A 19542-nucleotide genomic window follows, 5' to 3' on the forward strand; every position below is an offset into this window, starting at 1 on the left:
TTATTCTTCTATTGTTTGATAAGAAATTGCACTTTTTTCGGTAATTAAGAAGTTGCATAACCCTGCAATAATTAAGCTAATACCAGCAACAATCATTGCATTTATAGCTTCTTCTCCTAATAAATTTGAGATAATATTTATGCCACCAATAGCAGCAATAATTTGTGGTATTACTATGAACATATTAAAAATGCCCATAAAAACACCCATTCTTTTTGGATCTACAGCACTAGACAGCATTGCATAAGGCATAGATAAAATACTACCCCAAGCAAAACCAATAAGTACAAAGCAAACTGTTAAGTATTCTGGGGACGGAATAAAATACATTAGTATAAAACCTGTGCCTCCAATAATTAAAGAAAACATATGTACCATTTTTCTATTAATTCTTCGTTTAGAGGTGTATAACACAAGAATTAAAGCAAAAGCCATTGAAGACAAACCATAAGTACCCATATAAGAACCAACAAGGTTAGATGCTTTTTGAAAAGACTCATTAACCATATTAAACTCTTGTAACTGTGCAGGAATCTCCATATTGTAATTGGCTTCTACAGGTGCAGGAGCATTAAATACGTGCTCTGTTAATGCAGGGTTGGCCATACTCCACATTGTAAAAAAGGCAAACCAGCTAAAGAACTGTATAACACCTAGTTTTTTCATTGTAGAAGGCATATTGCCGATATTGTTCAGAATGTCTGGAATAAACTGATTTTTTTTAGCTTTTTCCTTTTTAAACTCTTCCATATCCTCTGGTGGATATTCAGATGTTGTAAAAATGGTATATAGTATGCTTATTAAAAATACTACTGCACCAATAGCAAATGCTATTTTCACGGACATTGGAACTACGCCAGATGGTGCAGCGTCACTAACACCAAGTTTAGAAATCATCCAAGGTAGGTTACTCGCAACCCAAGTACCAATACCTATAATTAAAGTCTGAATAACAAAACCATAAGAACGTTGAGAATCTGGTAATTTGTCTGCTACCAAAGCTCTAAACGGTTCCATAGATACGTTTATAGATGCATCTAAAATCCATAAAAATCCAGCAGCGACCCAAAGAGTAGGTGAGTGTGGTACAATAAATAGGGCTAGTGAACTTAAAATAGCGCCGATTAAAAAATAAGGTTTTCTTCTTCCCCAGCGGGTACTCCAAGTTCTATCACTTAAATAACCTATTATAGGTTGTACAACCAATCCTGTTAAGGGAGCTGCAATCCATAAAAGCGGTATAGCATCTTTTTCTGCACCTAGCGTCTGAAAAATTCTGGACATAAAACCTCCTTGTAAGGCAAATCCAAATTGAATTCCCAGAAATCCGAAACTCATGTTCCAGATCTGCCAGAAACTAAGTTTCTGTTTTTCCATAATGTAAATATTAAATATAAAAATACAGCGCCAAGATTAGTGTCTGTATGGCGTGTATATGGTGCGAAGTATAAAAATATTAAGTGTTAAGTTTAATATTTTGATGGGGTAAAGATATAAAATTTTTGATACAGATTACAAATCTGTATTTTTTTCTGATGATTTTCTAATTATTAAATCTGTAGAAATAACCTTTCTTTGGTATTCTTTGTTTGTGTCTTTATTCTGAATTCTATCTAATAACAACTCGGCAGCATGTTCTCCAATAGTTATACCGTGTTGGTCTATGGTAGATAGTGAAGGTGTTGAGAAAGAGGATATTAGTCCGTCTGTAAAACCAACAACACACAACTCTTTAGGTATTTGTATGTTCTTTTCTTTTGCAATTTTAATAACATTAGCAGCATATATTTCATTTACAGCAACAATACCATCATATTTTAATGTGCTATTATTCATAAATGTATTTATTTGATCTGTAATACCAGAGTTATCATTTACTTTAAAAATAAGGTCTTCATTAATTACAATCCCTTTCTCTTGTAGAGCTTTTTTATACCCAATTGTACGTAAAGCACCAACATTTACGTGGTCTGGCGTAGATAAAATTGCAATGCTTTTACATCCTACGTCTAACAAATGTTTTGTTGCCTTGTAACCACCTCCAATATCATCTACTATAACTTTATCACAGTCTATATTATCAGATATCCTATCAAATAAAACTAAGGGAATGCTATAGTCTTTTAGTTCTTTAAAATGGTCAAAGTCACCCTTTTCTAAGGTTTCTTTGGCTATAGAAACCAGTAAGCCATCTACACTTCCATTAGCCATCATTTGTATGTTTAGTTTTTCTTTCTCGTAAGATTCGTTAGATAAACATATCATAACATTGTAATCTCTTCCGTTGGCTATTTTCTCTATACCACTTATTACCCTAGAGAAAAAGTGATGTACAATTTCTGGGATAATTACACCTATTACCATTGTTTTATTGTTGCGTAGTTTTTGCGCTAACATATTTGGTCTATAGTGATATAGGTCTGCAAAAGCTTTTACCTTTTTACGAGTTTCCTCGCTAATTTCTGGACTGTTTTTTAGGGCTCTAGAAACGGTAGAAGAAGACACGCCTAACTCTTTAGCAATGTCTTTTATGGTAATTTTGGCTTTCATAATATAAAGATACAACGTTTGTGAACATCTGCTAAGTATTAACTCTAAATTGATAATACTTAATTTTTTACAGCAAATAAATAACAATCTATTAATATTGGACTAATTTTTTAGCATAAAAACACACTTTTTGACAAAGTTGTTAACATGCAACCCGTTGCGTAACTATCTAGATTTGTTAAATTAAAGTTAACCGTATACTTTCACAAAGCGAAATATAAAAATGTGTTAAGTTTTAATCAAATTATTAACTCAAACTAACTTTATGAATAAACTAAAGAATATCTTTTTAGGAGTGTTTCTACTTTTTCCCTTACTGTTTTTTGCACAACAAACAGTTTCCGGAAAAATTACAGACAACGTTACAAGTTCTCCATTATTAGGAGTAAATGTTGTTGTAAAAGGAACAACTAACGGATCTATTTCAGATTTTGATGGAATGTATGAAATAAGAAATGTAAATATGGGTGATATACTTGTTTTTACATCTGTGGGGTTCAATTCTAGAGAACTAAAAGTAACATCTAGTACATTAGATGTAGAAATGGTAGAATCTACCGAAGCTTTAGAAGAAGTTGTAGTTATAGGTTACGGTACTACTACCGTAAAAGATGCTACTGGATCTATTGAAAAAGTAAGTACGGATGAATTTAACTCTGGAGCAATTACCTCACCAGAACAATTAATTACGGGTAAAACTGCAGGTGTTAGTGTAGTTGCACCAGGAGGCCAGCCAGGACAAGGAGCAACCATAACTATTAGAGGTAATTCTTCCTTATCGGCAAATAATAGTCCATTAATTGTTATAGATGGTGTTCCTGTAGATCAGGGAACTACAGGCGGAAGTTCTGTTTCTGCTTTAAATTCTATTAATCCAAATGATATAGAAAGTTTTGTTGTTTTAAAAGATGCGTCTTCTACGGCAATATATGGTTCTAGAGCTTCTGCAGGGGTTATTTTAATAACTACTAAAAGTGGTAAGTTAAATGCTCCTTTAAAAGTAGAGCTAAATACAAATGGTTCTGTAGGTACAGTTCAGAAAAAATTAGATGTACTTAATGCCGACCAATACAGGAATACATTAATTGGTAGCCAAAACGAAACTTTAGCAGTTCCTTTATTAGGAAACTCGGATACGGATTGGCAAGATCAAATTTTTCAGGAAGCCTATGGTACAGATGCTAACTTAACAATTTCAAAAGGTTTTGAAAGTTCTGCAATTAGAGCTTCAGTTGGGTATACAACTCAAGAAGGACTTGTAAAAACTTCTAAGTTTGAACGTACTTCTGGATCTTTAAATTTTCGTCAGAATTTATTTGATAATGACTTAAAAATTAATGTAAACTTAAACGGATCTATAACAAATGACGATTTTGTTAATGGTGGTGTAATAGGAGCAGCATTACAGTTTGATCCTACACAACCTATTTTTAGTGGTAATAACAATTACGGAGGTTATTATGAATGGTTAAATAATGATGGAAGTATAAACAATCTTGCACCTAGAAACCCACTTGGGCTAATTAATCAATCATCAAACGAAGCCGAAACAAAAAGAGCAATTGGTAATGTTAAATTAGATTATTACGCTCCTTTTTTAGATGGACTTAATTTTAATGTTACTCTTGGTTTTGATTACAATGAGAGATACGGTAAAACAAATACAGATCCTAATGCTGCATCTGCACAAAACGCACAAAGTATTACAGGTGACTATGGTAGCCTACGCAGAAGTACGTTAGCAGATTTTTTTGTTAATTATAAAAAAGAGGTAGAAAGTATTAAAAGTTCTTTTGAGTTAACAGTTGGACATACTTTTCAAAAATTTTATAGAGAAAATTATGCAAACAATCCTTTAATTTCAGGAACAGAAAATTCAACTTTTTTTGCTACTCACAATGCTATTGAATCTTATGTATCTCGTTTACGTTATTCTTATGATAGTAAATACCTACTAACCCTTAGTTACAGAACAGATGGGTCGTCTAGATTTAGTGGAGATAATAGATGGGGTAATTTCTCTGCCGCAGCTTTTGCTTGGAACATATCTGAAGAGAACTTTTTAAAAGATTCCGAAACTATATCTAATTTAAAATTACGTATTGGTTATGGAGAAACAGGACAACAAGAAATTAATCAAGATTTTGGATACCTTCCAGTTTACCAAACAAGTACAGATAATCAACAATATCAATTAGGAGGTACTTTTTACAATACCATAAGACCTGCAGGTTATGATGCTAACATAAAGTGGGAAGAATCTAAAACATATAATATTGGTTTAGATTATGGTTTTTTAAATAATAGAATTAACGGTAGTATAGAGTATTATACTAGAGAAAGTAAAGATATTTTAAATCAAATCCCTATACCTTCTGGATCTAATCTTACCAACCAATTAATTACAAATATTGGTGATTTAGAGAATAGTGGATTTGAATTTTCTATAAATTCTGATATTTTTCAGAGAGAAGATTTTAACTGGAATCTTGGTTTTAATCTATCTTACTTAACAAATGAAATTAGCAAATTAAATGTTGTTGATGATCCTAGTTATATAGGTGTTGCAACTGGTGGTATCTCTGGAGGAGTAGGTAATACGGCTCAAATACACCAAGTAGGTTCTGCACAAAGTTCTTTCCTTGTGTACCAACAGGTTTATGACGCAGATGGTAAGCCATTAGAAGGTGTATATGTAGATAGAGACGGTGATGGTGTTTCTGGTGGTTCATCAGATACAGGAGATTTATATATTAAAGAAAACCCATCAGCAGATTACTTACTAGGTTTTTCTTCTTATACAAATTATAAAAATTGGGACTTAAGTTTTACAATGAGAGCTAGTATAGGTAATTATGCTTATAACAATGTAGCGTCTTCAACAGGTAACGAGTTTGGCTTAAATTCATTAAGTTCTAACAGAAACGTAAGTGCTTCTATTTTAGACACAGGTTTTAAGAACAACCAGTTACTATCAGACTACTATATTCAAGATGCTTCTTTCTTAAAAATGGATAACGTAACACTTGGTTATAATTTTAAGAATGCATTTAAAGATGATAAGGTTAGTTTAAGAATACAAACTACGGTACAAAATGTATTTACAATTACTAATTATGATGGTATTGACCCAGAAATTAGTGGAGGTATAGATAATAATTTTTATCCTAGACCAAGAACATTCTTGTTAGGACTAAACTTAAAATTTTAAAAAGAACAGTATGAAAAATATAAAATTAAAATTAGGAGCGCTTGCCATTGTTTTTGCTTTTATTTTTTCTTCGTGTGAAAGCGAATTAGATTTAGAGCCTCTTACATCGCAAACATCTAGTAATACATTTAGTGATACAGCTGCATACAAGCAGTTTATGGCTAAAATATATGGAGGTTTTTCTTTAAGAGGACAAGATACTAGTGGTGATTTTGATGATATTTCTGGTATAGATGGTAACTTTTCTAATTACTTAAGAATGTTATTTACCATTCAGGAATTGTCTACAGAAGAGGCAATTATTGCTTGGAATGATCAGACTATACATAATATAAATAATCACGTATGGACTTCTTCAGATATTTTTGTAACAGCAATGTATGCAAGAATTTATTTTCAGATAGGATTAGCGAATCAGTTTTTAAGAGAAACAGAAGAAAGCGTTTTAGACGGGCGTGGTAATGTTGATGCTTCTTTAAAAAGTGAAATAAGTGGATATAGAGATGAAGTTCGTTTTCTAAGAGCTTTTAGTTATTGGCACGGTATAGATATGTACGGTAATATTCCATTAGTAGACGAGAACGATCCTGTTGGAGCTTTTTTACCTACACAAGTTTCTCGTAAAGAGGTATTTGAATTTGTTGAGGCTGAGTTGTTGGATATTGAAACTAGATTGCCAGAACCTCGCCAAAATGAATATGGTAGAGCAGATAAAGCTTTTGCTTGGATGTTATTGGCAAAACTATACCAAAATGCAGAAGTGTATACCGGTACAGCAATGGATGTAGAAGCTTTAAGTTTTACAAGCAAAATTATAAACAGCAATGCTTATTCATTAGTTCCTAATTACAATTATTTGTTTTTAGCGGATAATGATAGAAACGGAGCAGAGAATGAAATAATTTATCCGATTTTATTTGATGGTATTACAAACGCTACTGCAGGTGGTACAACTTACCTAGTTCATGCAGCAATTGGTGGTACTATGGATCCTGCAGAGTTTGGAGTTAATGGTGGCTGGGGAGGTCTTCGTAGTACAAAAGGTCTTGTAGAAAAGTTTGACGATATTTCTGGTGATACAGATTCTAGAGCAATGTTTTATACAGATGGGCAGTCTTTAGAGATTACAAACCCGTTTGATTTTACAGAAGGATATGCTGTTACAAAATACCGTAACGTAGATATAAATGGAGTACAAGGCTCAGATGCTTCTGGAAATAATGTAGATGTTAACTTTCCTGTATTTCGTTTAGCAGATGCTTACTTAATGTATGCAGAACTTTACATAAGAGGAGCAGGTGGTGATGCTACAAATGCTGTTAACTACGTTAATTTGTTAAGAGAGAGATCTTATGGTGATGCTAGCGGTAATATATCTCAGAGTGATTTAACATTAGATTTTATTTTAAATGAAAGGTCAAGAGAGTTGTATTGGGAAAACCACAGAAGAACAGATTTAATTCGTTTTGGACAATTTTCAGATGTAGGTGTTTGGCCGTTTAAAGGAGGAATCCCTGCCGGTAGAACCTCAGAAAGTTTTAGAGATTTGTATCCAATGCCAAGTGCAGAGTTAAATGCAAATCCAAACCTTGTTCCAACACCTGGATACTAACCTAAAAACTTAAAATGATGAAAATAATATTAAAAAATATATGGATTCTTTGTTTGAGTCTTGCACTGTTTACATCTTGTGATGACGATTCAGACTTGGCTCAAATATCATCAACGGCATCTACGGGAGTTGCAAATTTTTCTGCGACTACATTGGTATTAGATACTGATGATAAAGAAGGTGATGCTTTAACGATTAATTTTAATGAACCAGAATTAGGAGTCGCCTCAGGAAAAAGTTACCAACTTTTATTTGATTTGGTAGGAGGTGATTTTAGTGGAGCAGAAATTAAAAGTATTGAAGAAAATACAACTGTTACTTTTAAGACTGAAGAAGTAAATCAGATTTTAATAAACTTAGGCGCAGAGCCAGATGTAGCTGCAGAAATTCAAGTTAAAATAGAAACTATTTTATCTTCTGATACGAGTCTGTTTTCTGAGGTTAGTACGTTAAGTATTACACCATATGCAGCAGAGTTAGATTTAAGCTCTAAATGGGGATTAGCTGGTGACGCAACAGTAAATGCATGGGATGGCCCAGATATGCCTTTTTATCAAACAACAGATAAGTCTTTGGACGCAGGTACGTTTGTTGCTTATGTAACTTTAGCAGATGGAGAAATAAAGATTAGAGCAGACAATTCTTGGGATACAAACTACGGTGGATCTGATGGTGTTTTAGAGGCTGGAGGATCAAACATAGCTGTTACAGCTGGTACCTATAAAATTGTTTTTAATGAAAATGATTTAACCTACTCAATAGAAAATTATTCTTGGGGAGTTGTAGGTAGTGCAACAACAAATGGATGGAATGGTCCAGATATGCCTTTTACTTATAATCCTTTATTTGATAACTGGGTAGCTGAGGTTACCTTAGTAGATGGTGAAATAAAAATAAGGAAAAATAACGATTGGACAGTAAACTTTGGAGATGTAGAGTTAGACGGAATTTTGGATACAGAATCTGATAATAATATTGCAGTAACTGCAGGAGATTATAGTATAACTTTTAACCCAGTAACTTTAGAATATAGCATAAAATAAAGTTATTAAGTAAGTAGTTAAGTTTTAGTTTTTAAGGCTGATTACAATTTGTAATCAGCCTTATTTTTTTTATAGAAAAGTAGTAATAATCAACCTAAAAATAAAACCAACCACATAATTTGAACCTTATGAAAAAGTGTTTAATATTTATAATTTTAATAAGTGGTTATTGTTTTGCACAGCAGCAAAACGTAACCTATTCGGTTTCTCCAGAAGCTTTTGGAGAAAATGAAGAAATTACCATAACTGTTTCTAATTTAAACCTTTCTACTTGGGGTGTTTCTGATGCATACATATGGGCTTGGTCTTTAGATGCAGCGGGTGAAAATACACAAGATTCACCTACCAACGGAAGTTGGACAAACTCTAGTGAAGATCAAAAACTTACAGCTAATGGTGATGGTACTTATAGCTTTTCTTTAACTCCTTCTAGTTTTTTTAATAGAACAAATATTGGTAAAATAGGACTTCTAATTAAAGCTAAAAATGGTGATGGAGACAAAAAAACACAAGATTATATTTTTAATGTTGGTACGTTTCAATTTAACCTTTCTTCGCCAACAGAAACTACATCCGTAGTAAATTCTGGAGATAATTTATTAGTTGCAGCTACATCTTCTTTAAGCGCAACTTTTGTACTTAAAGCAAATGCTGTTATAGTAGATACACAAACAGCAATTACAGATTACAGTTACAATTACTTGGTAACTGAAAACACAAATTTTACACTAGAAATAACTAGTGGGTCAGAAACCAAAACAGCTACATTTAGCGCTGTTGTATCTCCTGCAGTGCAAGAGGAGTCAGTACCAACAGGTATGTTAGATGGTATTAATTTAGATCCGTTAGATGCAACTAAATCAACATTGGTTTTTTATGCACCTTTAAAAGATTTTGTACATATTATTGGCGACTTTAATAACTGGCAAATAGACAATAACTATCTAATGAAAAAAGATAGTGCATCAGATAGGTTTTGGATAGAGTTAACTGGTTTAACTCCGCAAACCAGTCATATGTACCAATACTTGGTTAATTTTGAAATTAACGTTGCAGACCCATATTCTACATTAGTTTTAGATCCATATTCAGATCAATATATAGATGAGGTTACTTATCCTAATCTACCAAAATATCCAACCAATTTAACTACGGAAGCTGTAACTGTTTTACGTACAGGTGATGCAGCGTATACTTGGAAAACAACAAACTTTGTAGCACCAGCAAAATCAGATTTAGTTGTTTACGAAGTTTTACTTAGAGATTTTGATGCTTTACATAGTTTCTTAGCCTTAAAAAATAGACTAGACTACATACAAGATTTAGGTATAAATGCAATAGAGCTTATGCCAATTAATGAGTTTGATGGTAATGAGAGTTGGGGATACAATCCGTCTTTTCATATGGCATTAGATAAATATTATGGAACAAAAGAGGCTTTTAAAGATTTGGTTGATGAATGCCATAGTAGAGGCATAGCAGTAATTTTAGATGTTGTATACAATCACGCAAGTGGACAAAACCCTTATTTTAGATTATGGAACGATAGTAATGGTGGTTTAGGAGGAAAAGCTACAGCTGATAATCCGTTTTTTAATCAGGAAGCAAAGCATTCTTATAGTGTTTTTAACGACTATAATCACCAATCTATAGCTACACAAGAGTATGTTAAACGTACTGCTCAGTATTGGATTAATGAATATAATTTAGACGGATTTAGATGGGATTTAACAAAAGGCTTTACTCAAAATTGTGCAGAAAGTGATGATAGTTGTACCAATGCTTACCAACAAGATAGGGTAGATGTCTTAAAGCAATATGCAGATGACCAGTGGAGTGTTAATGATGATTTTTATATCATTTTTGAACATCTAGGAGGTATAACAGAAGAGGAACAATGGGCAGATTATAGAGTAGCAGAAGACAAAGGTATTTTACTTTGGAACAAGCAAACTGAATCTTATAACGAGGCTTTAATGGGGTACAATACGGCAGGGAAATCTAATTTTTCTGGAGTTTCTTATACCCAAAAAGGATTTAAACAACCATCTGCGGTATCTTTTATGGAAAGCCATGACGAGGAGAGATTATTATATAAAAGTTTAAATTTTGGAAACGAAGAAAACGACTATTCTACTAAAAATTTAAATACATCTTTAGTGCGTTTACAAATGGCTGGAGCTTTTTTCTTTACAGTTCCAGGACCAAAAATGATATGGCAATTTGGAGAATTGGGGTATGATATTTCTATTGAAGAAAATGGACGCGTTGGCAATAAGCCAATTTTATGGGAGTATGAGAATAACCCTAACCGCAAAGCTGTTTACAATACGTGGAGCAAACTTATCAATCTAAAGAAAAATGCTTCAGTTTTTACTACTACAAATTTTACTATAGATGCATCAAACGCAAACGGGTTAAAGAAAATACATTTAACGTTAGATGGTGCAACATCAGACCAAATAAAACACATCGTTGTTTTGGGTAATTTTGGCATGTCAACCCAAAGTATAACTCCAGATTTTCAAGAGACTGGTACGTGGTATAACGTATTAAATAAAAATACGCCATTAGAGGTTGCTAATACAACGTCTAGTATAAGTTTAGCTGCAGGAGAATTTATTGTTTACGGAGATAAGCCGTTTGTAGATCCTAATGATTTAGATAGTGATGGTGTTGAAAATATTGATGATACTTGCCCTAACACACCTTTAGGAGCAACTGTAGATGTTACTGGTTGTACTTTGTTTACACTACCAGTTACGAATTACCAAATTGCTACAGTTAGCGAAACGTGTTCTGTTTCTAATAACGGGGAAATTAAAATTACAGCAGTAGAGAGTTTAAGTTACACAGCAACGGTAAGTGGTCCTAATGGTTTTACTGCATCTGAAAATTTTGAAACAGTATTGGAGTTGAAAAATTTAAATGCAGGCTCTTATGCTGTTTGTTTTACTATTGATAGCGAAACAGACTATGAGCAATGTTTTAATGTTGTTATTACAGAGCCTGAAGATTTATCGGTTTCATCAAAAATAGATACTTCTTCAAAAAGCGTGAGTTTATCTTTAAGAGGAGCTAAAGTGTACTTTGTAACCTTAAATGGTATTACATATGAAACTAGTGATAAAAATATTGATTTACAGTTGCAACCAGGAATGAATAGGATTAGCGCTGCAACAGGAATAGATTGTCAAGGCAAGTTTACAGAAGAGGTTTTTGTATCTGAAGAAGTACGTTTTTATCCCAATCCAGTAGAGACAGAACTAAGTGTTTATTGCGCAGGTAAAGATGTTAGTGTAAACGTTGTTGTTTACGACTTTACGGGAAGACAATTATTTATTGATACTAAAAAAATAGCAGCAAACAGAGAAATTAAGATAGCAACAGCTTCTCTAAAAACAGGAAAATATGTGGTTGTGGTAAAAGGAAAAACAATAAACAAAACATTTAAAATTATTAAGTAATGCATACAAAGTATTTAAAAATATACGGATTTATAGCAGCAGTAATTTTATCTAGTTGCGGTGGAGGAGGGGATGATAGTCCGTCTGAACCAGAAGTTTTTATTCCAACAGCATCAGAATTAAGCTTGCCAGCTAATGATGAGGTTTGTTTAACAGGTGTATCTGTGAATGATAGTCAGGCTACAGTGACTTTTAGTTGGCAAGCAGCATCAAATGTGGATAGTTACAATGTAGAGGTTAAAAATTTAACTAGCGGTGAAGTAAACACATTAGCAAGTGCTACGGAGACTACTAATATTACATTAAGTAAAGGTGCGCCTTATTCTTGGTAAGTAATTTCTACTTCTTCTAGTACAACAGAAACAGCAGAAAGTGCTATTTGGAAATTTTATTTAGCGGGAGACGGAGTTGTTAATTATGCGCCTTTTACGGCAGAAGCTTTAGTGCCAGCAGTAGGTGCAACGGTAGTAGCAGCAAGCAATAAAGTAACTTTAAGTTGGCAAGGTGCAGACGTAGATAATGATATTAGGGATTATGAAGTGTTTTTTGGTACCGTAACACCGCCAACTACTAGTTTAAACGTGACTGCAGATACTTTTTTAGAGGTAGATGTTACGGCAAATACAATATATTATTGGCGTGTAAAAACAACAGATGAAGAAACAAATAGTTCTATATCAGAGATATTTGAGTTTAAAGTGAATTAACCTAGTTGTTAGTTATAATTGTAGTTAGCCAGAAACAGGAGTGTTTCTGGCTTTTTTTTGAAAGCAAATAATTTCACTTATTTTCTCAGCTTTGGACTAGGTTCATTATCTGTATTAGGAACCACCTTTTTCTTCTTTTTAGCCTTTTTGTATAATGGTATTAAATAGCTAATACTGTAATTGTATCCCGTACCAAAATTACTATCTTCTGTGGTTTTATTAAAACCAGGAATCCAAATATTAGCAAAACCATCTGCAGCTTTGTTGCTTAGTAGGTAGCCTAGACGTACACTTGCACCTAAATATAAATTCTTAAATAACTCTACTTTAGTTCCTAAAACAAACTCGAACCAAGATGCGTTTAAACCGTCAAACTCCGATAAATTTTTTGTTCCTGTTACAAGGTCTTCATTCCAGTATCTATTGCTATCGTAAATTTGGTAACTGTTTATTTTATGTTTAAATGTACTATAAGCGTATCTACCACCAATGTATATAGAGTTGTTCATACCATACCAATTATCATATACATTTAAATCTACTCCTAATTTTACGTAGCTTCCTGTAGTAGTAAAATTAAAGGTATCTTCCTCTCTGGTATTTTCTTCGTTACCAAGTTCTGCAGCAACGTATAAGTTTTGAGACAGTCTATAATCTCCTGTAATTTCTAAACCCTTGTAATCTTCTTTGTAAAAATTTTGGGCAAGTCTATTTAAGTCAACACCCAAACGTATACCATACGGTTGTTCGTAAACAAGAGAGTCTTTCTTGTTTAAATCTATGGTCTTGCTTTGCGCTAAGCCGCTAAAAACAATACCAAAAAGGCAAATACTAGTGATATATTTTAACATGCGTTACGGCTTGGTTTTCTACTAAGGTTTCTACTACTTCTACGTTTTTAATCCAATTATCAGTATCAACAGCAAGAGTGGCCGTTAATTCATCAAAATGAATAACAAATCCGCACGCTCTAGAAATATAAATTTCGTCTGTTGTATAATTAAAGGTAATAGTGTCTGCGTTGCCTGTTTCTTCATCGGCATCATTCGTAGCTGAGTTAGATATTAAATTATACGTTGTAGACGTAGTATCTGTTTGTAAAGGAATACTAATAGTTTTTAAATCTGTTCTATCTATAACGGTATCTACAGTAGTGTCTTTACCGTCGCCAACAACTCTAAGTTTGGTAACTGCTTTTTCAGTTTCTTCTTCAGCATCAAAAGCGTAAAAATTGATCACCAATAGAGGAGTTTCACCATCTACACAGATGTCATCTTTTTCACAAGATGAAAAACAAGTCGTCATTAGAATTAAACATAATAGTCCTACTTTCTTCATCAACTATAGTATTTTGATATTTTTAATTTGGAACAATTATTATGCCCTCTTTTTCAAAAGTACAACATTTTCTACATGATGTGTTTGCGGAAACATGTCTACAGCTTGTAGTCTTGTAATCTCGTACATATCTTTCATTAACTCTAAATCTCTTGCTTGTGTAGCACTGTTACAACTTACATAAACCACTTTGTTGGGAGCAATAGCTAAAATTTGTTCTACAACATCTTTATGCATACCCTCTCTTGGTGGATCTGTAATAATTACGTCTGGTGTACCATTTTGAGCAATAAACTCAGGATTAAAAATCTTTTTCATATCACCAGCATAAAAAACAGTATTGTCTATTTTGTTATGCTCAGCATTGGCTTTGGCATCTTCAATAGCTTCTGGAACGGCTTCTATACCAACCACTTTTTTTGCTTTTTTAGCAACAAACTGTGCAATAGTACCAGTACCTGTATATAAATCGTATACTAGTTCATCACCACTAAGTTCTGCAAAGTCTCTAGTTATTTTATATAACTCGTATGCTTGATCTGAGTTCGTTTGATAAAAAGATTTTGGATTAATTTTAAACTGAAGACCTTCCATTTCTTCAAATATGTGATCTCTACCAGCAAAACAAACAATATCTTGATCGTAAATAGTATCGTTATGCTTTTGGTTTATAACGTATAATAAAGCCGTAATTTCTGGGAATGTAGTAGCCAAGTGGTTTAATAGCAATTCTCTATTGTCTTTGTTGTCATCAAAAAACTGAATTAAAACCATAATTTCACCAGTAGAAGTAGTACGTAACATTAAAGAACGTAACTCGCCTGTGTGGTGTCTTGGGTTAAAAAACGTCATATTATTTTTTGTAGCAAACTCTTTAGTTTCTAACCTAATTGCATTAGAAGGATCTGCTTGTAAATGACATTTTTTTATATCTAGAATTTTGTCCCACATTCCAGGAATATGAAAACCTAAAGCATTACGGTCTTCAATTTCTTTATCAGATTTTACCTCGTCTAAAGTTAACCATCTACTATCAGAAAAAGAAAACTCCATTTTATTGCGATAAAAATATTGTTTTTCAGATCCTAAGATAGGAGTAATTGTGGGTAATTCTAGGTGTCCAATTCTTGTTAAATTATTCTCAACCTCTTTTTGTTTGTAAAACAATTGGTGGTTGTAGCCCATGTGTTGCCATTTACAACCACCACAAACGCCAAAATGTTCGCACTGTGGTTCTGTTCTTTTATCAGATAACGTATGGTAATTAATAGCAGTACCTTCAAAATAGGCTTTTCTCTTCTTTGTAGTTTGTACATCTACAACATCGCCAGGTACGGCGTTGTTTAAAAAAATTACACGTCCGTCAGGAGCCTTTCCTATAGTTTTTCCTTTTGCACCAGCATCTACTACTTCTACATTTTCAAAAACTACTCTTTTTGTTTTTCTTCGCATAGCGCAAAAATAGTAGAATTATTTGTTATCTAAATGCTTGACTATTATTAATTACTAATAAAATTGCAGCTACATACGGATTACTATTTTTTAATATTGAGTTTTAGCTATTTTTATTATTATTTTGATGAATTATAAATTAATGACTATTAAATTATTAATGTCTTAATTTTTTTATGCTCGCTTAGCAATTTGTAATTTGCAGCACATTAAAAAATAAGGTTGATTTCTCTCCTTTAAGCAGGAATTGTTTAAGTTTTATATTTAAAAGAAGAAGATTATGTCAATTATTAAAGGATCGGCATCTGCAGATGCAATTGCATTAGAAGAAAAGCACGGAGCACACAATTACCATCCATTACCAGTTGTTTTAAACAAAGGTGAAGGTGTTTTTGTATGGGATGTAGAAGGTAAAAAGTATTATGATTTTTTATCTGCTTATTCTGCAGTAAATCAAGGGCATTGTCACCCAAAAATAGTGGGTGCAATGGTAAACCAAGCACAAACGTTAACACTTACATCTAGAGCATTTTATAATGATATCTTAGGTAAGTTTGAGAAATTTGCAACAGAGACATTTAACTACGATAAGTTATTACCAATGAACACGGGTGCAGAAGCTGTAGAGACTGCGCTTAAAATCTGTAGAAAATGGGCTTACGAAGTTAAAGGTATTTCAGAGAATGAAGCACAAATTATTGTTTGTGAGAATAATTTTCACGGACGTACAACTACCATTATTTCATTTTCTAATGATCCTGTTGCTCGTAAAAACTTTGGACCTTATACAGATGGGTTTATAAAAATTGAGTACGATAATTTAGCGGCTTTACAAACAGCATTAGAAGGTAACAAAAATATTGCAGGATTTTTAGTAGAGCCAATACAAGGTGAGGCCGGAGTTTATGTGCCTAGCGAAGGGTATTTAGCTGCAGCTAAAGAATTATGTAAAAAACACAATGTATTGTTTATTGCAGATGAAGTGCAAACAGGAATTGCACGTACAGGTCGTTTGTTAGCTACTTGTGGTAATTGTACTTGTGAAGATAAAAACTGTTCTGGTACTCCAGAAGTAAAAGCAGATATCTTAATTTTAGGTAAAGCATTATCTGGTGGTTCTTACCCAGTATCTGGTGTTTTGGCTAATAATGATATAATGGATGTTATTACTCCTGGTAACCACGGTAGTACATTTGGTGGTAACCCTGTTGCTGCTGCAATTGGTATTGCTGCATTAGAGGTTGTTAGAGATGAAAAACTAGCAGAAAATGCTCAGGTTTTAGGTGAGCTTTTTAGAGCAGAGCTTACTAAGTTTATTGCTACTAGTGATTTAGTTACTACAGTTAGAGGTAAAGGTTTATTAAATGCTATTATAATTAACGATACAGAAGACAGTTCTACTGCTTGGGATATTTGTATGGCATTAAAAGAGAATGGTTTATTAGCTAAGCCAACACACGGTAACATTATTAGATTTGCACCACCATTGGTAATGACTAAAGAACAATTATTAGATTGTGTTTCTATTATTACAAAAACGTTAAACGAGTTTAAAAAGTAATAGTTACCATACTACTTTATAAATACAATTAAAGCACGGCTTTTTCTAGGACTGTTACTGTCATAGAGGTCGTGCTTAATTTTGCCTTAACTCCAATAGGAAATGTAAAATTGGCAGGTATATGTCCAAAAGACATTCCGTATACTGTAGGTATATTTAAAGGCTGCAACCTGTTTGTAAGTACTTCTTTTAAGGTAAAAGTTTTTGTTTTTTTTGATGTTTCACAGCCTGCAAAAACACCCAGAGCTAAGCCAGCGGCATTTTTAAAAGTTTTACCCTCTATAAGTTGTGTTAACATACGATCTATACGGTAAGGAGATTCTTCTACATCTTCTATACAAACAATTTTATCTGTAAAATCTATTTCATGTGGTGTGCCAATTAGAGCATTTATAAGAGTTAAGCTACCACCTACTAAAACTCCGTTTGCGGTACCTGAAGTAATAATATACCGTTGGTATTCTACATCTTCTTTTTGTTCTTCCGTTAAGTCGGAATTATGAATAACAGTATTTTTTTGTGGATTTACGACTAGTTGCTCTAATTGTGTAATTCCGTATTCGTTATCTAGCGTTGTGCCTACAGGTCCGTGAAAACCAACCAAGCCAGTTTCCTTGTAAAAACCATTTAATAGCGTTGTTATATCACTAAAACCAATAAAAACTTTTGGATTGTTTTTAATTATGGCATAGTCTATCATTTGCATTATACGAGTACAACCGTAGCCTCCACGAGCACATAGAATACCGTCTACATTCTCATTAGCAAACATTTCATTAAGGTCTTTAGCTCTTTCTTCATCAGTATTACTAAAATACCCATAGTTACCAATAACACGATCTGTATGGTACGGAATAAATCCCATTTTACGAAGGGTTTCTTTTGCGTGTTCTAAACCATCTGAAGATACAGCGTAACCAGGAGCAACCAAGCCAATAGTGTCTCCTCTTTTTAATCTTTTGCCTTTTAGTAGTGTACTAGTTTCATTGGTAAAACTAGTATGTACACTTACAGGTAACATACCAGCAGCAACAGTTCCTATGGCAGATGCAATAAATTTTCGTCGTTTAAGCATTGTAGTAAATTGTATTTCTACTACTAATATACACTTTTATGGTTTTACAGAAGAACCATTTCCTTTGGTTCTTTTTAATTGGCGGTTAATTTTTTTAATAGCAGATTCTATAGATTTTTCAGGCTCTATAATGTTGTATTCTCCCCAAAAATCGGGATCAGAGAAACCAAAAGCTTCATCACCTAAAATAATTGAAGTTCTTATTTTGTTTTTTCCTTTAGGGGTCTCTTTGGTTGTGTTTTTCTCCCAGTCTGTAACGGCCATTTCACAACTCATACTATAAACAGAATTAAACAGTTTGTCATCCCAATCAATTTTAAACTCTAAAATAGCACTGCTATAGCCATAATACCATTTGTTGTTTTTTTCTCTGTAATCTACTCTATACGCAACATCTGTAGGCCATACTTTGGCTCTGTTTGGCTTTTTACGAACAAACAGCTTAGCAGCTTTTTGTTTGTCGGTAATATTTAAAGAATAAATAGCGCTAGTAAGTATTTTTTTGTCTGCATCTATATATAATTTGCCTTTGTATAAAGGATCATTGGTAGTTTCGTTTTGTTTAAAACTAATGACATAAATTAGTTTATTGTTTATTCTTGTAGAATGGTCAAAAGTAAACTCGTAATATTTTAATACATCTAATCCAAAAATGTACTGTGGGTATTTCATTATATCTACGTACAAGGCATTAAAAGGTCCTCCTTGTAGTTTTAAGGCAAGTGTGTCCATTTTAGAGTAATTGGTACTCTTTCTGGTTTTATATAGCTCCACCACATCATTACGAGTGTTAGAATATGGAGCTTTATATATGTTTACAACAGCCTCTGATAAAGAAATGTTTTTTCTTCTTTTCTTTATGCTTTCTCTGTAAAAAGCAGTCATTAGAGTTGGATCATTAAAATAATTTTCACCTCTTTTTTTCAATGTTTCTAATACCAATGCTCTTGGGTCTTTTGGTATAGATATATTTATTTCGCTAAGCTCTGTAATAGTTATATTTAGGTAAATTTTATTGTTGCCAGATTTTAAATCTTCTAAGGCAACGGTTTTTGTTTTATAGCCTAAAAAAGATACTATTAATTGACCATTGTTAGTTTCTTTTGGTATTTTTAAAGAGAATTTACCTTCTGCATTACTAATAGTGCTTATATTGGAGTTTGCCAGTGTTAATGTGGCAAAAACAAGAGGCTTTTTAGAATCACTGTCTATTATTTCTCCTTTAAATTGATTGTAATCTTGTGCGTTTACATTTTGTTGGCCTAAAAAAAATAGAGCACAGCTGATAAGAAACACATAAAATACCGACAATTTTATTGGTTTTGTTTGTGAGAGTGTCATAGTAGAAGGTTTAGTAATTAGATGTAAGCAGTAATCCAAGTTTCTTAAAGATACGTTTTTTTTAACACTTTTTAAGTTTTTGTTAGCAAGGATTTATACTAATCTAAGTCTAAAAAGTACAGATTGCTTACAAATGAATGCTTAGTTTTATCGTTTTTTTAAACACAACATTTTTTTAGAATTAG

At 32.9% G+C, this 19542-nt stretch carries 14 protein-coding genes; 7 read left to right on the forward strand and 7 right to left on the reverse strand.

Annotated elements, in window-relative coordinates; genetic code table 11:
* Nucleotides 1-1377 carry an MFS transporter gene (locus M4I21_RS09110; RefSeq protein ID WP_249558809.1) on the reverse strand — a complete coding sequence of 459 codons (1377 nt, stop codon included), beginning with the start codon at nucleotides 1375-1377 and terminating at the stop codon, nucleotides 1-3.
* A gap of 135 nt (nucleotides 1378-1512) precedes the next feature.
* The gene (locus tag M4I21_RS09115) at nucleotides 1513-2550 is read right to left on the reverse strand and encodes a LacI family DNA-binding transcriptional regulator (RefSeq protein ID WP_249558810.1); all 1038 of its coding nucleotides are present in this window, start codon (nucleotides 2548-2550) and stop codon (nucleotides 1513-1515) included.
* Between the two features lie 265 nt (nucleotides 2551-2815).
* On the opposite strand from M4I21_RS09115, the gene M4I21_RS09120 reads away from it, so the two are divergent.
* The 6 genes from M4I21_RS09120 (at nucleotide 2816) to M4I21_RS09145 (ending at nucleotide 12590) form a co-directional block, all read left to right on the forward strand.
* Nucleotides 2816-5761: a SusC/RagA family TonB-linked outer membrane protein gene (locus M4I21_RS09120; protein WP_249558811.1), complete on the forward strand. Its 2946-nt coding sequence runs from the start codon at nucleotides 2816-2818 to the stop codon at nucleotides 5759-5761.
* 10 nt (nucleotides 5762-5771) lie between these two features.
* Complete coding sequence (locus M4I21_RS09125) at nucleotides 5772-7373, forward strand: RagB/SusD family nutrient uptake outer membrane protein (RefSeq protein ID WP_249558813.1); 1602 nt, start codon at nucleotides 5772-5774, stop codon at nucleotides 7371-7373.
* Nucleotides 7374-7387: 14 nt separating this feature from the next.
* Nucleotides 7388-8416: a SusE domain-containing protein gene (locus tag M4I21_RS09130; RefSeq protein WP_249558814.1), complete on the forward strand. Its 1029-nt coding sequence runs from the start codon at nucleotides 7388-7390 to the stop codon at nucleotides 8414-8416.
* A 128-nt stretch (nucleotides 8417-8544) separates the two neighbouring features.
* Complete coding sequence (locus tag M4I21_RS09135) at nucleotides 8545-11883, forward strand: alpha-amylase family glycosyl hydrolase (RefSeq protein WP_249558815.1); 3339 nt, start codon at nucleotides 8545-8547, stop codon at nucleotides 11881-11883.
* Nucleotides 11883-12215 carry a hypothetical protein gene (locus M4I21_RS09140; protein ID WP_249558816.1) on the forward strand — a complete coding sequence of 111 codons (333 nt, stop codon included), beginning with the start codon at nucleotides 11883-11885 and terminating at the stop codon, nucleotides 12213-12215. The genes M4I21_RS09135 and M4I21_RS09140 overlap by 1 nt, the downstream gene beginning before the upstream one ends.
* A gap of 111 nt (nucleotides 12216-12326) precedes the next feature.
* Nucleotides 12327-12590 (forward strand): hypothetical protein, encoded by a 264-nt coding sequence (locus M4I21_RS09145; protein ID WP_249558817.1) that lies wholly within the window; start codon nucleotides 12327-12329, stop codon nucleotides 12588-12590.
* A 77-nt stretch (nucleotides 12591-12667) separates the two neighbouring features.
* Here the strand turns inward: M4I21_RS09145 and M4I21_RS09150 are convergent, their stop codons facing one another.
* From M4I21_RS09150 to rlmD, 3 genes are read right to left on the reverse strand one after another with little or no spacing between them, the layout of a single operon-like run.
* Nucleotides 12668-13441, reverse strand: a complete 774-nt coding sequence (locus M4I21_RS09150) for a DUF6048 family protein (protein ID WP_249558818.1) — start codon at nucleotides 13439-13441, stop codon at nucleotides 12668-12670.
* A complete protein-coding gene (locus M4I21_RS09155; protein WP_249558819.1) occupies nucleotides 13422-13928 on the reverse strand; it encodes a DUF6452 family protein in 507 nt (168 codons plus the stop codon). The genes M4I21_RS09150 and M4I21_RS09155 overlap by 20 nt, the downstream gene beginning before the upstream one ends.
* 39 nt (nucleotides 13929-13967) lie before the next feature.
* The gene (rlmD, locus tag M4I21_RS09160; RefSeq protein ID WP_249558820.1) at nucleotides 13968-15380 is read right to left on the reverse strand and encodes a 23S rRNA (uracil(1939)-C(5))-methyltransferase RlmD; all 1413 of its coding nucleotides are present in this window, start codon (nucleotides 15378-15380) and stop codon (nucleotides 13968-13970) included.
* A 280-nt stretch (nucleotides 15381-15660) separates the two neighbouring features.
* On the opposite strand from rlmD, the gene rocD reads away from it, so the two are divergent.
* The gene (gene rocD / locus M4I21_RS09165) at nucleotides 15661-16941 is read left to right on the forward strand and encodes an ornithine--oxo-acid transaminase (RefSeq protein ID WP_249558821.1); all 1281 of its coding nucleotides are present in this window, start codon (nucleotides 15661-15663) and stop codon (nucleotides 16939-16941) included.
* A gap of 28 nt (nucleotides 16942-16969) precedes the next feature.
* Here the strand turns inward: rocD and M4I21_RS09170 are convergent, their stop codons facing one another.
* Together M4I21_RS09170 and M4I21_RS09175 are read right to left on the reverse strand one after the other, a co-directional pair.
* Nucleotides 16970-18016, reverse strand: coding sequence for a S66 peptidase family protein (locus tag M4I21_RS09170; RefSeq protein WP_249558823.1), 1047 nt, complete (start codon nucleotides 18014-18016; stop codon nucleotides 16970-16972).
* Nucleotides 18017-18052: 36 nt separating this feature from the next.
* Nucleotides 18053-19357 (reverse strand): carboxypeptidase-like regulatory domain-containing protein, encoded by a 1305-nt coding sequence (locus tag M4I21_RS09175; protein ID WP_249558824.1) that lies wholly within the window; start codon nucleotides 19355-19357, stop codon nucleotides 18053-18055.
* Between the last annotated feature and the right edge of the window lie 185 nt (nucleotides 19358-19542).

It is taken from the genome of Cellulophaga sp. 20_2_10 (assembly GCF_023476645.1).
Classification (GTDB): domain Bacteria; phylum Bacteroidota; class Bacteroidia; order Flavobacteriales; family Flavobacteriaceae; genus Cellulophaga.

Coding starts and splice junctions, on each gene's coding strand:
- M4I21_RS09175 (WP_249558824.1), bottom strand. CDS start 19,357: ATGACACTCTCACAAACAAAACCAATAAAATTGTCGGTATTTTATGTG.
- M4I21_RS09135 (WP_249558815.1), top strand. CDS start 8,545: ATGAAAAAGTGTTTAATATTTATAATTTTAATAAGTGGTTATTGTTTT.
- M4I21_RS09115 (WP_249558810.1), bottom strand. CDS start 2,550: ATGAAAGCCAAAATTACCATAAAAGACATTGCTAAAGAGTTAGGCGTG.
- M4I21_RS09150 (WP_249558818.1), bottom strand. CDS start 13,441: ATGTTAAAATATATCACTAGTATTTGCCTTTTTGGTATTGTTTTTAGC.
- M4I21_RS09130 (WP_249558814.1), top strand. CDS start 7,388: ATGATGAAAATAATATTAAAAAATATATGGATTCTTTGTTTGAGTCTT.
- M4I21_RS09155 (WP_249558819.1), bottom strand. CDS start 13,928: ATGAAGAAAGTAGGACTATTATGTTTAATTCTAATGACGACTTGTTTT.
- M4I21_RS09125 (WP_249558813.1), top strand. CDS start 5,772: ATGAAAAATATAAAATTAAAATTAGGAGCGCTTGCCATTGTTTTTGCT.
- M4I21_RS09120 (WP_249558811.1), top strand. CDS start 2,816: ATGAATAAACTAAAGAATATCTTTTTAGGAGTGTTTCTACTTTTTCCC.
- M4I21_RS09110 (WP_249558809.1), bottom strand. CDS start 1,377: ATGGAAAAACAGAAACTTAGTTTCTGGCAGATCTGGAACATGAGTTTC.
- rlmD (WP_249558820.1), bottom strand. CDS start 15,380: ATGCGAAGAAAAACAAAAAGAGTAGTTTTTGAAAATGTAGAAGTAGTA.
- rocD (WP_249558821.1), top strand. CDS start 15,661: ATGTCAATTATTAAAGGATCGGCATCTGCAGATGCAATTGCATTAGAA.
- M4I21_RS09170 (WP_249558823.1), bottom strand. CDS start 18,016: ATGCTTAAACGACGAAAATTTATTGCATCTGCCATAGGAACTGTTGCT.
- M4I21_RS09140 (WP_249558816.1), top strand. CDS start 11,883: ATGCATACAAAGTATTTAAAAATATACGGATTTATAGCAGCAGTAATT.